Origin of the sequence: Streptomyces sp. LS1784 (assembly GCF_020103755.1) — a bacterium.
Classification (GTDB): Bacteria; Actinomycetota; Actinomycetes; order Streptomycetales; family Streptomycetaceae; genus Kitasatospora.
This window is the reverse complement of record NZ_JAHSQD010000178.1, coordinates 1-14357: the sequence shown is the minus strand read 5'-3', so window position 1 is coordinate 14357 and position 14357 is coordinate 1. Positions and strand designations below refer to the sequence as shown.

The following is a 14357-nucleotide window of genomic DNA, read 5'->3' as shown; positions in this document are numbered from 1 at the left end:
GCCCCGGCCGGCACCTTGTCGAAGGTGTCCGGGACCGGCAGCGTGGACCAGTCGGACAGCGGCCAGGCGACCACGAAGGCCCGGCCGACCACGTTGTCCACCGGCACGAAGCCGTCGCCGCTCTCGTTGTGGTGCCAGCGGGAGTCCCGCGAGTTGTTGCGGTGGTCGCCCATCACCCACAGCTTGCCCTTGGGCACGGTGACGGTGCCGACCGGGTCGTTGTCGCAGGGCGTCGCGCCGGGGAACAGGTACGGCTCGTCCAGCGCGACGCCGTTCACCTTCAGCGGCGCGCCCGCCTCGCAGACGACGGTGTCCCCGCCGACCGCGATCACCCGCTTGATCAGGTCCTTCTCGTCCGCCGAGGGCATCAGGCCGACGGTGCTGAGCGCCTTCTGGACGGTGCCCATCACGGAGCCGCCGGCGGTCGTCGGGGCGCCCTCCAGCCAGCCGCCCGGATCGCGGAACACCACCACCTCGCCGCGCTCGGGCTCGGCGCCGAACCACGGGGTGAACTTGTCGACCAGCACCCGGTCGCCGATCGCGAGGGTCTGCTCCATCGAGCCGGAGGGGATGGAGAAGGCCTGCACGAAGAAGGTCTTGATGCCGAGCGAGAGCACCAGCGCGATCACCACCAGGATCGGCAGCTCCTGCCAGAACGGGCGCTTCTTCCGGGGGCGCTCGGCCTCCTCGCCGGTCTTCCCGGGAGCACCGGCGCCCGCGCCCGCGCCCTCCGTCACCGCGGTGCCCGTACCCGCCTGCACCCGGCCGTCCCCGGCCTTCTCGCGCTCCCCGGCTCCGTCACTCTCGCCGGACTCCGTGCTCTGCTGCACACTCATTTCCTCGGCCCCTCCCGACGGCCTGGCGGGAGCCGGAACGAAGACCCCCTGTCAGGAACGAACCTACCGAACAGAGGTTCCCGGCCGCGCCCTGACGTGGATGCGCTCGCCCTGCGGTCCGAACAGGCTGAGGAACTCCACCGCCTGCGGGCCCGCGTTGCCGAAGGCGTGCGGGGTGCGGGTGTCGAACTCGGCGGCCTCACCGGCCGTCAGCACCAGATCGTGCGCGCCGAGCACCAGCCGCAGCCGTCCGGACAGCACGTACAGCCACTCGTACCCCTCGTGGACCTTCAGTTCCAGCTCGGGCCCGGTGTTCCGGCCCGGCGGCACGATGTGCTTGTAGGCGTGCAGCCCGCCCAGGTGGCGGGTGAGCGGGACGATGGTCTGGCCGTTCCTGGTCACCGGGCGCGGGTGGATCCGCGGGTCACCGGTGGCCGGGGCGCCGACCAGTTCGTCCAGCGGCACCCGGTACTCCCGGGCCAGCGGCAGCAACAGCTCCAGCGTCGGCTTGCGCTGCCCGGACTCCAGCCGGGACAGTGTGCTGAGCGAGATGCCGGTGGCGGCGGCCAGCGTGGCGAGTGTGGTGCCGCGCTCCCGGCGCAGCGCCCGCAGCCGCGGGCCCACCGTGGTGAGGACGTTCTCGAACTCTTCGTCAGCCATGCCTGCCATTTGCCGCTACGGCAAGCATCGTTGTCAATCCGGCACACGGGTGAGGCCCTCGCCGTCACCCCTGCGGGTCACGACCTCCCGAACGCGCCCACAGGCCGGGCCTATCCTCCCGTCATGCTCATCCTCCTCACCCGGGACAGCGTCGCGGCCGGCGACGACGCCGACGCCCCCCACGCCCGGACCGTCACGCTCCCCGACGGCCTGGACACCCCGACGGCGCTCACCGCCCTCGGGCTTCCCCGGCCCCTGCTCCCGCTGATCGGAGGCGGCCGCGCCACCTGGGTGGTGCGCGGCAACGACGGCACCCCGCTGGCCGTCCTCGCCCAGCAGTGGGCGCAGCCCCGTCCGCTCCCGGCCGGTCAGGGCCCGCTCGACCGCCTGGCCGACGCGGACGGCGCCGTTCGGCTGCACGTCGAGTACCGGCGCCAGCTGGACCCGGCCACCGAGTACGAGCGGCTGCTGGGCTGACCGCGACTAGGGATGCCGGTTCTTCCCCCAGTACGGGAACCCGCTGTCGTGCACCGCGTCCGCGAACGCGCCCCACCAGTCGGCGAACACGAACAGCACCACGCTCACCGCCCCGCCCAGCAGCAGGCCGATCGCCGCCGCCACCACCAGGATCCGTACGATCGCCCCCACCTGGGCCTCCTCCCCGTCCCCGGGAAGGCTCCCCCGCCGGCCCCGAATCGGCACCGAACGTCCTTGGACCGAGGCCGAGTCGTCACCGTCCGGTGAGGAACGGGGACTGCCGGGCGGTACGCACGCGGCCCGCCCGGAAGCCGGCGCTCCGGAGCCCGGCCTACAGCCAGTCCCGCTTCTTGAACACCAGGTACAGCCCGGTACACACCAGTGCCATCAGCCCGATCGCGAACGGGTAGCCGAAAGCCCACCTGAGCTCCGGCATCTTCTCGAAGTTCATCCCGTACACCGTGCCGATCAGTGTCGGCGCGAAGAGGATGGCCGCCCAGGAGGAGATCTTCTTGATCTCGTCGTTCTGCGCGTGCCCCGCCTCGGCGAGCTGCTTCATCTCCTCGTTCTGCCGCTGCGAGACCAGCGTCGCGTTGACGGTCAGGATGTTCTGGAGCATCTGCCGGAAGCCGTCCACCCGCTCGGCGGCGTAGGTGGCGTGGTCGGCGACGTCGCGCAGGTAGCGCTGGAGCTCCTCGTCGGTGCCGTACTTGCCGAAGCCCGCCTCCAGGCTCTTCATGATCTCCAACAGCGGGCGGGTGGCCCGCTGGAACTCGATCACCTCGCGGGACAGCTCGTAGATGCGGCGGGAGACCTGCGGGTCGCCGCCGAACACCTCGGTCTCGATCTCGTCGATGTCGTGCTGGAGGCCGGCGATCACCGGCGCGTAGCCGTCCACCACGGCGTCCAGCACCGCGTACAGCACCGCCTCCGGGCCGAGCGCCAGCAGCTCCGGGTCGCCCTCCAGGCGGCGGCGCACCGCCGACAGGTCCGGGGCCTGGGAGTGGCGGACGGTGAGCACGAAGTCGGGGCCGACGAAGAGGTGGATCTCGCCGAAGTCGACCTCCTCCGCCTCGTCCAGGTACCGGGCGGCGCGCAGCACCACGAACAGGGTGTCGCCGTAGCGCTCCAGCTTCGGCCGCTGGTGGGCGACGATGGCGTCCTCGACGGCCAGCTCGTGCAGGTCGAACCGGTCGGCGGCCTCCAGCAGCTGCGCCTCGGCGGGGCGGAAGAGGCCGATCCAGGCCATCGTGCCGGGTCGGTCGGGCAGCCTGCGGTAGATGTCGGCGAGGTCGGTGGGCGCCTCTATCCGGAGGCCGTCCCGGTAGACCGCCGCGTCCACGACCGAACGTTCCAGTGTCACCGGTTCCACCGGCTGGTCCGGGCGCGGGTCCATCGAGTGCTCGGGCGCCGGCTGGGAGTCCGCCGGCCGGACGACGGAACGGGAGAACGGACGCTTGCTCGCGCGCACGGCGCGCACACGCCAGTCGGACATGGCGGAGACCTCCACGGTGGATGCCCGGCCGACGTACGGGAACACGGCGGACCGGAGGCGCCCGGCCGGCCGCCACGCGCACGGCGTGACCGGCGGCGCCTCGCCGGGAGGACGAGATCAGTGCCGCGCGGGAGCCGTACGGGAGGAGGTGTGCCGGGGGCCGCGAGTGGTGCGGGACAACCGGGGGCGGGGCCGACTTCGGCCCGTACTACTGCACTCCACGGCTCTCACCTCCTCGCCTCCACGCGCTCACGCACCGGGAGAGGCGCCAGCACAACCCCGTCGAGTCTAGTACCCGCACGCCCCGGGCTCCGACCGGGGCCCTGCCGACACCCGTCCGGGCAGCTTCAGCCGTACGACCGCTCCTGGCCGGGATCGTCAACGGCCTTCCTGCCGGCGAGTGTTCGTCCGGAGCGAAGTGATCACACTGAGGCGATGGCGCCACTACGCTACGTGTCATGACTTCTTCGAACGGGGCCCCGGGGCGGGGTACCGCGGTGGTGATCGGCGGCGGGCTCGCGGGGTTGGCGGCCGCATGGGCGTTGCGGGGGTTCGCCGAGCGGATCGTCGTGGTGGAGCGGGACCGGTACCCGGCCGGGGCGGAGTTCCGGGCCGGGGTGCCTCAGGGCCGGCACGCGCACCTGGTGCTGGAGGCCGGGCACCGGCTGCTTGAGGAGATGATGCCCGGCATCAATCAGGAGCTGATCGCCGCGGGCGCACGGCGGGTGGCCGCCTCGGACGTCAGGTGGCTCTGCTCCGCCGGGTGGCTGGCCGAGTACCCGGCGCAGGTGGGCTTCCTCTCCTGCACCCGGCCGCTGCTGGACGCGTTCGTGCTGGACAGGGTCCGCACCCATCCCGCGATCGAGTTCCTGGAGGGGACGGACGCGGTCGGGCTGCTCGGCTCGGCGACCGCGGTGACCGGGGTGACGGTCCGCGAGCGCGGCCCGGAGCGCAGCGAAGTCCGTGAGATACCGGCCGAGTTGGTGGTGGACGCGACGGGCCGCTCGACCTCGGTGCCGAAGTGGCTCGCCGAGCTGGGCTGCCCGCCGGTGCCCGAGGAGCGGGTCGACGCCGGCGTCGCGTACACCTCCCGGATCTTCCACCGCCCGGCCGGGTCCGACCTCGGCGACCAGGCGGTCTACCTCCAGACCAAGGCGCCGGACGCGCAACGGATGGGCGTGCTGCTGCCGGTCGAGGGCGACCGCTGGATCGTCAGCCTCGCCGGGATGCGCGGCGCCGAACCAGCGGCCGGCGAGGAGGGGTTCGCCGAGCACCTGGGCCTGCTGCGCGACCCGCTCCTGCGCGAGATGCTGCGGGACGCCGAACCGGCGGGCGAGGTGCGCGGCTTCCTCCCCGGCCCGGGCGTGCGCCGACGCTACGACCGCGGCTGCCCGGACGGCCTGGTGGTGGTCGGCGACGCCGCGAGCACCTTCAACCCGGTGTACGGGCAGGGTGTGACCGTCGCCCTGTTCTGCGCCCGGGAGCTGCGTCGCACCGCGAAGCGGCACGGCGGCATCGGGCCTGCCACGGCGCGGGCCGCGCGGCGCGCCGTGGCGGCGGCGTCCAGGCTTCCGTGGATGATCTCCTGCGCCGAGGACGCCCGCTTCGGCGCCACCACCGGCGCGCCGTCCGGCGCCCTGATCGGGCTCCAGCACCGCTTCTTCGACAAGGTCCTGGCCGCCAGCACCCGGGATCCGGCGGTCACCGCGGCGTTCCACGAGGTGATGTCGCTGGTGGAACCGCCGTCGCTGCTGTTCCGGCCTTCGGTGCTCGCGGCGGTCCTGCGGGACTGAGGGGCCGGGGGCCGCCACCAGGGCGGCCCGGCGCGCTGCGGATGCTACTCGGCGAGGTGCGCCGCGACGTACGGCAGCGCCACCTGCTCCAGGCCGCGGCGGCCGAAGGCGGGGTGGACGTTGACCTCGAAGACCACCCCGCCGCTCTCGGCGGCGAGGTCGACGCCGGCGAGGTCGAGCCCCAGGCACGCGGCCGCCGCGATGGCCGTCTCCGCGAGCCCGTCCGGCAGTTCGGTGTAGTCGAGCAGGGTGGAGACGGCGCCCCGGCTCTCGTTGCAGGGCGCGTCCGGGTCCGCCTGGACGTGTTCGACCGCCCGGACCACGCGCCCGTGCAGCACCACCACCCGGTACTGGTGGCGGCGTCCGTCAGGCAGGAGGTTCCGGGCGTCGCGGGCGATCAGCCAGTCCGCCCCCGCCCGCGCGTAGTGCCGCGCAGCGGCGTCGAGCTGGGCGCGGGTGGTGACGTGGAAGACGTCGTCGCCGCCCATCCCGATGCAGGGCCGGGCCCAGACGTCGCCGCCGAGTTCCGCGAAGGCCTCGGCGGCGGCCTCCGGGCTCGGCTTGGAGAGCGCGATGCTGGGCATGTGCGGCACGCCGTCCCTGACGAAGCGGGCGACGGTGATGTCCTTCTCGGTGGCCGCCCGCCACGCCTCGGCGTCGGTGCCGAGCGAGCGGGCGCCGCATCCGCGCAGCCGGCGCTGGCAGTCCTCGAAGGCGCGGCGCCTGTGTGGCGGGATCTCGTAGACGATCACCGTGTCGGCGGTCACCGTCCGGCCGCCCGCTTCCAGCCGGAACCCGCCCGAGTCGTCGGCCTCGATCAGGCCGCTGCCTCCGGTCATGAAGTGCCGGGCGTCCAGGTGCACGGGTTCCCGCCCGGTCAGCGTCCGCGCGGCGGCGGCGAGCACCTGCCGGCTGCCTTCGGTCGAGCCGTGATCGGTCAGGAGTACGAGGTCATGTCGAGCCATGCGGACATGCAAGCGATTGCGACGTGACCACGACAAGATGGCCTCGTGCGCCAATCCCCGCGCGGCGTGGCCGAAACCCCGTCGCCGCGGGCGGGAGGGGGCGGCGCACAGCCGAAGCTCTGATCATGGCAAGCCGACCGTGCCACGACGCAGCTGGCCGACTTCGTGCGAACGCCGAATAGAATCCCGGTGGTCGAGCGGGATTCCTGGCGATGGCAGGGCCGGGCGAGAAGGGGGCGCCATGGGGCCCATACCGGGCGCGCGGGAAGAGCTGGACCGGCTGGGCCAAGCCCTGCGGGCGCGACTGGTCGAGCTGATCGACGACTTGGCCCCCGGCAGCGATCCGAGCCTGCTGTTTCTCGACGAGCCGAGGATCGTCGACTGGCACGAACCGCTCCGCTACCAGTACGCGGCCGGCTGCTTCAGGGGGAAGCGCCCCGCGAATGTCAGTACCACCGACATCGTGTCCCGTGCGGCCGCCCTGCTCGACTCGGCGGGCTGGGAGGTCGCGACGTCGCAGGAGGACGCCAGTGGGACGCCCCGCACCGTGGTCACCGGCCGCCACGACGGCTGCAGCATCGAGATCCGTGTGGCCGACCACGGATCCGACACGTGGTTCGGCGGGCAGACACCGGCGATGGCCCTGTACGAGCCGGAGGAGTTCCGGCGGCCGGAGCCGGTGCACACGGCCGAGACCGTCACGGCCGGATACGTGCTGTGCTACGAGTGCGACGGTCTGGGCTGGTGTTACGACTGCGGGGGACGCGGCTGGCTGCCCGACGAGACCCACGGGCGGAGACACTGCCCCGCATGCCACCGGCGCCGTGTCTGCGTGATCTGCCAGGGCGCGGCACAGCTCTCCGTCTCCGACCTGTTACCGTATCAACGCGGCCATTACCCCGAATTGGGCCGGTAGCGGGTCGCCGAGTCTGCCGGCCTCGCCTGTGCGGGAGCGTGCTGCGGGTATGCGGTTCGTGTGCGGCATCATCCCGTGTGCGTCACGAGGCGCAGTCCACGACAGGGCTTGGGGAGCGCCCGGTGCCCGGGAACGGGCACGCCGGGAACGGGCACGCCGGGAACGGGCACGCCGGGTGCGGGAAGCCGCCCGGGGAAACGGCTGGTCGAAACACCGCAACCGCGTGCCGGGCCCGGTCGGCCGCGAAGCCGGGCAAGACCGCACCAGGCGTGGGTGGTGGCCTCACAGCTCGCGGATCTCACGCCTGGTCAGCGCGTACCCGAACGCGCCCAGTAGGCAGAGCCCGGCCGTCGCGAACACCCCCCGGCTCCCGAACGCGTCCACCGCCGCGCCGGCCGCGATCACCGAGACCGGGAAGACCCCCAGCGCGCAGAAGGTGATGGCCGCCATGACCCGGGCCAGCAGCGCGGGCGGGGTGCTCTTCTGCACACCGGTGACGACCAGGACGTTGGTCACCGTGCTGGCGCCGCCGGCCAGGCAGAGCAGCAACACGGCGCCGACGAGGCCGGCGAACGGCACCAGGCCGATCGCCGCACCCATCACCAGGCCGGAGAGCATCGCCGTGCGGCCCCGCGAGCGCAACTCGGTGAGGCCGGCAGCGAACAGGCCGCCGACCAGCGCGCCGCCCGTGAACGCGGCCAGCAGCAGGCCCAGCCCGACGGCACCGGCGGCGAAGCCGTGGGTGGCCAGGGTCGGCAGGGCGACCCTGGTGGCTCCGCCCACCGTCAGGTTCGCGATCACCGTCACCGTCAGCACCGCGCGCAGCAGCGGCGATTCCCGCAGCAGGCCGCGGAAGTTCCTCGGCACGCAGGCGCGTTCGGAGATCGGGCTGGGTGCTGCGACGAGGCTGCCGCGACCGATCAGCAGCAGCGTCGCCGCCGACACGGCGAAGGTCGCCGCATCCAAGCCCAGTGCGGCGGCCGGGTTCAGCCAGGCGACCAGCGGGCCGGCCACCGCCGGGCCGAGCAGACCGGCGCCGAAGGTGACCGTACTGTTCAGGGCATTGCCCGCGTGCAGGTCCTCGGCGGGCAGGAGGGTCGGGGTGATCGCCCAGGCGGCCGGCAGGAACACCCCTGCTCCGAGGCCGACCAGCAGCGCGAGCCCGCCGATCAGCCAGAAGTCCGCCGCCCCGCCGGCCGCGGCCGCGCACAGCCCGGCGGTGGCGAGCAGCCGGCCGAGGTCGGCGGTCAGCATCACCCGCCAGGCGCCGAACCGGTCGGCGAGCATGCCGCCGAGCGGGGTGGCGGCCAGCCGTCCCGCGCCGTAGGCGGCGACCACCAGGCTCAACTGGCGGGCGCCGCCGGCGAGGGAGTAGACCAGCAGCGGCAGGGCGACCACCTGGAACGCGTTGCCGAACTCCGAGGTGGCCTGCCCGATCACCAGCAGTCGATAGCCGCGCGAGCGCAGCGGCGCGACGCCGATCCGGGGGCGGAACCGCAACAGCCCCGCCGCGCCGCCTGCTCCCGCGCTGCCCGTCCCCGCGCCGCTAGCCATCGAGCGAGACCGGCAGCGACTCCAGGCCGCGCAGCATGATCGTGTTGCGCCAGGGCAGGGTCTCCTCCGCGACGGCCAGCTCGATCCGCGTGAAGCGCTCCAGCAGGCCGGTCAGCGCGACCTCGCTCTCCAGCTTGCCGAGGAAGGAGCCGAGGCACCGGTGCAGGCCCTGCCCGAAGGCCAGGTGGCCCGGATCGCCGCGGTCCAGGATCAGCCGGTCGGGATCGGTGAAGCGGGCCGGGTCCCGGTTGGCCGCACCGAGCGAGAGCAGCACCAGCTCGTCCGCCGGGATCTCCACGTCGTCGACCATGACGTCGGCGTTCGTGAACCGCAGCGTGGCCATGCTCACCGGAGACTCGTAGCGCAGGAACTCGTCGATCGCGGCCGGCATCGCCGCCGGGTTGGCGCGCAACCAGGCGAGCTGGTCGGGGTGGTGGAGCAGCGCCAGCGTGGCGGTGCCCAGCAGGTTGACCGTGGTCTCGTGACCGCCGATCAGCAGCAGGAAGACCATCGAGAACACTTCCTGCTCGGTGAGTTCACCGGCGTCACAGGCCTGCACCAGGTCGGTCAGGATGTCCGCGCTCGGTGACGTCCGGCGGGCTGTCATCAACTCCCGCAGGTAGTCGTTCAGTTCGGCGGTAGCCTGGCCGAACGTCATGTCGCCGCCCTGGGTGAGGATCGCCGTCGACCAGGTACGGAAGGCCTGCATGTCCTCCGGGGGGAATCCCAGCAGCTCGCAGATGATCATGATCGGCAGCGGGAAGGCGAAGTCCGTCACCAGGTCGGCGGTCTCCCGCCCGCGCAGCCCGTCCAGCAGGCCGCCGGCGATGCGCTCGACCAGCGGTCGCATCAGATCGACCCGCCGGCGAGTGAAGACGCCCTGGATCAGCCGGCGCAGCCGGGTGTGGTCCGGCGGGTCACTGTTGAGCATGTGGACCACCTCCGAACCGAGCGTCAGGCCGGCGCCCCGCCCGCTCGCGATGGCCTGGCTACGGCGGACGTCCTGCCCGAAGCGCGGGTCCAGCAGCGCGGCCCGGACGTCCTGGTAGCGGGTCACCAGGTAGACCGGCAGGCTCTCACCGAACTCCACGACGGAGACCGCGCCGGCCTCGCGGATCCGGGCGAGCGTGGGATAGGGCTCGCGGATGAAGGCGGACATCCGCGCGGCGGCGTCGTCGACCGCGGTGGTCATGGATCTCTCCTCGGGCTCGAACTCTCGCAACTACACGGTCAGCGACGGGAAAGGCCAGCGGCGCACCCGCATGGGCAGGAACCACGCGCGGCCGGCCTGTTCGGCGATCAGACCGGCCTCGGCGAAGTCCCGGTGGACGGCCTCCGGCAGCAGGCCGGCCTCGACGCCCTCGGCCAGCGCGTCCACCTGTGCCAGGTGGCCCGGCTCGTCGATGGTGAACAGCTCCAGCGTCCCGAACCGGCGGTCGCGCACCTCGACGAAGCCGGGGCCGCGCCGGAAGACGCACTTGCTCGGGTAGTACGTGGCGCGCCAGTCGGCGACGACGTCCTGTGGGGCGCCGGTCAACTGCTCGGGCGGGTACAGATGGTGGAACCGGCGCTGCGCTGCGCAGCCGTCCGTGCAGACCGCCTGCCAGAGCACGGCCAGCCCCTGCCCGGTCGCCTCGCGCAGCAGCATCAGCGCCCGCGCGGAGGCCGCCGGCGCGTCCCGGCAGAGCCGCACCGGCTCGGTCAGCCGCAGGCAGCGGACCCCGGCGCGGTGCAGCTCGGTGACCTCCGTCTGAGCCGGGCCGGGCAGAATTCGGCGACCGAGCGCGAAGCCCGGCAACTCCCGGGCGACGGGGTCGTAGTCGAGCCAGAGCTCGACCTCCGGGCCGGCCGCGCGCCAGGAGGCGGCATCGGTCCGTTCAGCCGATCGTGACGGCATCGAGCACCTCCTCGGTGCGAGGACGGACGGCGGCGGGGCCGTGCCGGTGCTGCATCCGCATCAGCACCTGGTTGTCGGACTCGACGGCGACCTGCAGGAAGCTGTCCCCGTCGTGGAACAGCAGGCCCAGCGCGGTGAAGCGCTCCAGCACCGGCTCGACCGCCGCCGCGCCGCCGGGGACCTTGGCGGCCAGCGCGGCGGCCGAGCGGGGCTGGGCCAGCAGCCGGAAGGCGGCGAGCTCGACCGGATCGGTCAGCTCGACCACCCGCCAGTCGTACCCGGGCCGGGTGTTGACGAGCACGATCCGCCCGTCCGCGTCCCGGTAGCTGAGCCGGCTGTCGGGGAACCGTGCGAGCCAGGTGTCCACGGCCGCGCTCAGCCGCTCCGCGAGGTCGCCGCCGATCCCGCGCGGCGGTGCGGTGAACACGTAGGCCAGTTCGGCCAGTTCGCTCTCGGGAAGGCGGTAGGTCGCACGGTACTGGAAGGCCGGCCGGGTGATCGCGAAGCCCAGTTCGGGGCGGTCGAAGTACGGGCTGAACCGCTCGATCGCGATCCGTCCCGCTCCGGTCGGCGGGTCCAGGTGGTGCAGCACGGGCAGTTGGCGGATCACCGACTCGTAGTCGTCCGGCTGCTCGCCGGGGAAGCCGTAGAGGTAGTTCCAGGTCACCGAGACCCCGGCGCTCTGCGCGTCCCGCAGCGCGCGGACGTTCTGGCAGCCCGTCACCCCCTTGTCCATGATCCGCAGGACCCGGGTGCTCAGGCTCTCGATGCCGGGCTGCACCTGGGCCGCGCCCGAGTCGCCGAGGAGCTGGAACTGGTGGCGGCGCAGGTTGGCCTTGATCTCGAAGTGCAGCCGCAGATCGACCGGGAGTTCGGCCAGCGACTTCAGGACGGTGTCGAAGTAGCCCATGTCCAGGATGTTGTCGACCACGTAGACGTCCAGCAGCTGGTGGCGTTCGGCGAGCGCGAGCACCTCGGCGAGGAAGTCCGCCGGCGGCTTGGAGCGGAACTCCATCGAGGAGCCGTTGAGCCCGCAGAAGGTGCAGTGGTGCTTCTCGCCCCACCAGCAGCCCCGGGAGCCTTCGAGGACCAGCTTGGGATCGACCCAGCCGGCCGCGACGGAGGCGTCGAGCCGCTCGAAGAAGCCGTCGTAGCGGGGCGTCAGGATCGCCGCGGGCGGCAGCGGACGCTTCGCCATCTCGTTGGCCGTCGATTTCCCGGAGCCGTCGCGCCAGCACAGCCCGGGGACCGCGGAGAGGTCGCCGCCTTCCAGGAGTGCCGGGAAGGCGGCCTCGCCCTCGCCGCGCACGACGTAGTCCAGGAAGGGGAAGTTGCGGTGCAGCGCGGCGCCCTGCGGACCGTCGCAGTTCGCGCCGCCGAACACCGTGCGCACCTGCGGGCACCGCTGCTTGAGGAGCTTCGCGGCGGCGAGGCTCGCGGTGTTCTGCTGGAAGGTGGTGGTGAAGCCGACCAGGTCCGGTGGGTCGGCGGCGAGTTCTTCGACCAGTCGGGCGATGAACGCGGGGGCGATCGCGCGGGTGGCCCGGGTCAGCGCGATCTCCTGCTCGCTCGCGCCGTTGGCGGCCAGGTGCTCGAAGTAGCTCGCGAACTCGGCGGCGCCGTCGGTGCTGTCGTCACCGTCCCCGGTGCCGGGGGCCGGGACGTCCTCACCGTACAGCGCACCGGCGAACGCCCAGTCGCCCGCGCCCTGGAAGTAGGACTTCTCGGAGAAGTACTGGTAGTCGTCCACGCCGAAACCCGCGGTCTCGGCCGCCCAGTCCACGAAGTCCAGGTTGGCGTACCGCACTTCCACCTGATGGCCGGCGCGTTCGGCGGCGGTGTGCAGGATCCCGAGCGCCAGCGACGGCACGTCGATCGCGCCCCAGGGCATGTGCAGCAGGACGATACGCATGATGGCCACTTCTGTTGTTCGCAGGCGGTCGGTGAGGTGTCGCTCCGGGGCACCGCAGATGCCCCGGAGCGACGGAGGATCACTTGCCCTTGGGTTCCGGCTTCGGCTTCCGCTGCCCCTTGGGGGCAGGCGCGACCGCCGTGGCCTTGGTGATGTCGAGCGCGAAGTTCTGGACCACCACGGCGCCCCGGTCACGCTCCGGGGTGCTGATCGGGTCGTTCTGAACGCTGCGTCGCTTCATGGCTGTTCACCTCCTTCCATCGGCTCGGTGGGTACCTCGGGGCGGTCGCCCCGAGGTGGTCGGGGGTGCGGCGCCGGCCAGGCGTGCCCGGCGAACCGGACCATCGCGGCCAGCACCGATCGGTGGTCGGCGGTCCGGCGGCTGTAGTGGCCGCCGTCCACCCAGAGCAGTTCGTGCGGCACCGCCAGCCGGCGCAGGTCCGCGGCGTACCGGGCCACCTGGTCGGGTGGGCACCGCTCGTCGGTCCGCGAGGCGACCAGCAGGACGGGCGAGCGGACCTGGTGCACGTACGATCGCGGGTCGGCCGCGCGGTAGCGCTCGGGAACCTCGTCCGGGGTCCCGCCGAAGAGCTGCCGGTCGAGCTCGCGCAGTGCGGGGGTGGTGGTGCGGTAGGCGGCGGGGTAGTCCGCGATCGGCTGAGCGGCCATGCCGAGTGACCACAACTCCGGCTGCGCGCCCATCGCCAGCAGGGTCAGGTAGCCGCCCCACGAGAATCCGCACAGGCCGGTGCGCTCCGCGAGCGCCGTACCGTCGGCGACGAGCTCCGCGCGGACGGCGGCCAGGTCCTCGATCTGCGCCAGCCCGACCCGGTGGCCGTACTCGTGCTGCCAGCGGGCGCCGTAGCCGGTGGAGCCTCGGTAGTTGGTGCGCACCACTGCGTAGCCGTGGCCCACCAGGGCGTTCACCCGCGGGTCGTAGGAGTCCCGGTCGTGGGTGGCGGGGCCACCGTGGACCAGGAAGAGGGTCGGCCACGGGCCCTGGCCGACCGGGGTGCTGACGAAGCTGTGGATCCGCCCGTACGGCCGGGGCGTCCAGCGCCGGCTGCGGGAGGTGTCACCCCGGTCCGGATCGAGGTGGTGCGCCACCTCCGTGCCGGGGCGCAGTACCAGCGGGCGTGGCGGTGTCGACTCCCGGCTCCAGACGCAGTGCAGGGTGCCGTCCGGGGCGCAGGACAGGTCGTGGATCGTGCCGCCGGGTGTGCTGATCTCCCGGACGGGCAGAGCCTGTTCTGCCGACCCCGGTTCTGCCGGTCCCCGGCGCACCGATCCCTGCTGCGTCGCCCCCTGGTGCGTCGCCCCCTGTCCCGTCGGCGGATCGAGGTCGGCAAGGAGCAGCCGGCTCCGCCCGGCCCGCTCGTGCTGGATCAGCACCCCGTGCGGCCCCTGGTACCAGCCGGCCGATATCTGCGAGTCGAACGACAGTCCCGGGTACCTGCGCAGCCCCGCGCCCGCCCGCCAGGTCGCGACGGTGTACCGCTCGTCCTCCTCGACCACCAGCAGCAGCTCCGGTTCGAGTACCGCGAGCTGGTTGAACTCGATCGGCCAGAGCCGCAGTCGGCGGTCCCCGGCGAACCGCAGCGGACCGTCCGCCTGGGCACCCGCCGGCCACAGGACCACTGCGTCGTCCCCGTCGGGCCGCCCGCCGAGGGCTAGTAGCCGACCGTCCGGCGACAGGTCGGCCAGGCTCAGGTACCCCGGCGCCGAACCGATCAGCCGCGCCTCGCCCGCGGGCGGTCCGACGTAGCAGTGCGAGGCGCCGTCGACGCCGACGGCCACCGCCGCGAGCGCGCCCGTCCGGTCGAAGGCGACGCCGTACGCCCGCCCGCGCGGC

Annotated in this window: 14 protein-coding genes; 3 read left to right on the top strand and 11 right to left on the bottom strand. The window is 73.0% G+C overall.

All coding sequences use genetic code 11. From position 1 onward, the window contains the following. Both lepB and KS423_RS21045 read right to left on the bottom strand, forming a co-directional pair. The coding region (gene lepB / locus KS423_RS21050; RefSeq protein WP_224281117.1) for a signal peptidase I at positions 1-836 on the bottom strand (836 nt) is incomplete at its 3' end. A gap of 63 nt (positions 837-899) precedes the next feature. Next, entirely contained in the window at positions 900-1496 is a 597-nt protein-coding gene (locus KS423_RS21045; RefSeq protein WP_224281116.1) for a helix-turn-helix domain-containing protein, read from the bottom strand. 123 nt (positions 1497-1619) lie between these two features. Here KS423_RS21045 and KS423_RS21040 point away from each other — a divergent pair, with 123 nt between their 5' ends. Continuing rightward, positions 1620-1973, top strand: a complete 354-nt coding sequence (locus KS423_RS21040; RefSeq protein WP_224281115.1) for a hypothetical protein — start codon at positions 1620-1622, stop codon at positions 1971-1973. Between the two features lie 6 nt (positions 1974-1979). Here the strand turns inward: KS423_RS21040 and KS423_RS21035 are convergent, their stop codons facing one another. Beyond that, a complete protein-coding gene (locus KS423_RS21035) occupies positions 1980-2144 on the bottom strand; it encodes a hypothetical protein (RefSeq protein ID WP_224281114.1) in 165 nt (54 codons plus the stop codon). A 160-nt stretch (positions 2145-2304) separates the two neighbouring features. Then, on the bottom strand, positions 2305-3468 hold the full coding sequence (locus KS423_RS21030) for a magnesium and cobalt transport protein CorA (protein WP_224281113.1): 1164 nt from the start codon (positions 3466-3468) through the stop codon (positions 2305-2307). A gap of 458 nt (positions 3469-3926) precedes the next feature. On the opposite strand from KS423_RS21030, the gene KS423_RS21025 reads away from it, so the two are divergent. Beyond that, positions 3927-5261 carry an NAD(P)/FAD-dependent oxidoreductase gene (locus KS423_RS21025; protein WP_224281112.1) on the top strand — a complete coding sequence of 445 codons (1335 nt, stop codon included), beginning with the start codon at positions 3927-3929 and terminating at the stop codon, positions 5259-5261. Positions 5262-5305: 44 nt separating this feature from the next. Here KS423_RS21025 and KS423_RS21020 read toward each other — a convergent pair whose 3' ends face one another. Then, positions 5306-6226, bottom strand: a complete 921-nt coding sequence (locus KS423_RS21020) for a RimK family alpha-L-glutamate ligase (RefSeq protein ID WP_224281111.1) — start codon at positions 6224-6226, stop codon at positions 5306-5308. Positions 6227-6467: 241 nt separating this feature from the next. Here KS423_RS21020 and KS423_RS21015 point away from each other — a divergent pair, with 241 nt between their 5' ends. Continuing rightward, on the top strand, positions 6468-7142 hold the full coding sequence (locus tag KS423_RS21015) for a hypothetical protein (RefSeq protein WP_224281110.1): 675 nt from the start codon (positions 6468-6470) through the stop codon (positions 7140-7142). A 282-nt stretch (positions 7143-7424) separates the two neighbouring features. Here KS423_RS21015 and KS423_RS21010 read toward each other — a convergent pair whose 3' ends face one another. The 6 genes from KS423_RS21010 to KS423_RS47465 form a co-directional block, all read right to left on the bottom strand. Next, entirely contained in the window at positions 7425-8696 is a 1272-nt protein-coding gene (locus tag KS423_RS21010; RefSeq protein WP_224281109.1) for an MFS transporter, read from the bottom strand. Beyond that, positions 8689-9888 carry a cytochrome P450 gene (locus KS423_RS21005; protein ID WP_224281108.1) on the bottom strand — a complete coding sequence of 400 codons (1200 nt, stop codon included), beginning with the start codon at positions 9886-9888 and terminating at the stop codon, positions 8689-8691. The genes KS423_RS21010 and KS423_RS21005 overlap by 8 nt, the downstream gene beginning before the upstream one ends. A gap of 30 nt (positions 9889-9918) precedes the next feature. Continuing rightward, entirely contained in the window at positions 9919-10593 is a 675-nt protein-coding gene (locus KS423_RS21000; protein WP_224281107.1) for a DUF5825 family protein, read from the bottom strand. Continuing rightward, positions 10574-12505 carry a RiPP maturation radical SAM C-methyltransferase gene (locus tag KS423_RS20995; protein ID WP_224281106.1) on the bottom strand — a complete coding sequence of 644 codons (1932 nt, stop codon included), beginning with the start codon at positions 12503-12505 and terminating at the stop codon, positions 10574-10576. Before KS423_RS20995 ends, KS423_RS21000 begins: the two co-directional genes overlap by 20 nt. A gap of 79 nt (positions 12506-12584) precedes the next feature. Further along, positions 12585-12746 (bottom strand): hypothetical protein, encoded by a 162-nt coding sequence (locus tag KS423_RS20990; protein ID WP_224281105.1) that lies wholly within the window; start codon positions 12744-12746, stop codon positions 12585-12587. Next, the coding region (locus tag KS423_RS47465) for a S9 family peptidase (protein ID WP_263455084.1) at positions 12743-14357 on the bottom strand (1615 nt) is incomplete at its 5' end. The genes KS423_RS47465 and KS423_RS20990, both read right to left, overlap by 4 nt.

Coding starts and splice junctions, on each gene's coding strand:
- KS423_RS21010 (WP_224281109.1), bottom strand. CDS start 8,696: ATGGCTAGCGGCGCGGGGACGGGCAGCGCGGGAGCAGGCGGCGCGGCG.
- KS423_RS20990 (WP_224281105.1), bottom strand. CDS start 12,746: ATGAAGCGACGCAGCGTTCAGAACGACCCGATCAGCACCCCGGAGCGT.
- KS423_RS21040 (WP_224281115.1), top strand. CDS start 1,620: ATGCTCATCCTCCTCACCCGGGACAGCGTCGCGGCCGGCGACGACGCC.
- KS423_RS21045 (WP_224281116.1), bottom strand. CDS start 1,496: ATGGCTGACGAAGAGTTCGAGAACGTCCTCACCACGGTGGGCCCGCGG.
- KS423_RS20995 (WP_224281106.1), bottom strand. CDS start 12,505: ATGCGTATCGTCCTGCTGCACATGCCCTGGGGCGCGATCGACGTGCCG.
- KS423_RS21025 (WP_224281112.1), top strand. CDS start 3,927: ATGACTTCTTCGAACGGGGCCCCGGGGCGGGGTACCGCGGTGGTGATC.
- KS423_RS21000 (WP_224281107.1), bottom strand. CDS start 10,593: ATGCCGTCACGATCGGCTGAACGGACCGATGCCGCCTCCTGGCGCGCG.
- KS423_RS21005 (WP_224281108.1), bottom strand. CDS start 9,888: ATGACCACCGCGGTCGACGACGCCGCCGCGCGGATGTCCGCCTTCATC.
- KS423_RS21015 (WP_224281110.1), top strand. CDS start 6,468: ATGGGGCCCATACCGGGCGCGCGGGAAGAGCTGGACCGGCTGGGCCAA.
- KS423_RS21020 (WP_224281111.1), bottom strand. CDS start 6,226: ATGGCTCGACATGACCTCGTACTCCTGACCGATCACGGCTCGACCGAA.
- KS423_RS21030 (WP_224281113.1), bottom strand. CDS start 3,468: ATGTCCGACTGGCGTGTGCGCGCCGTGCGCGCGAGCAAGCGTCCGTTC.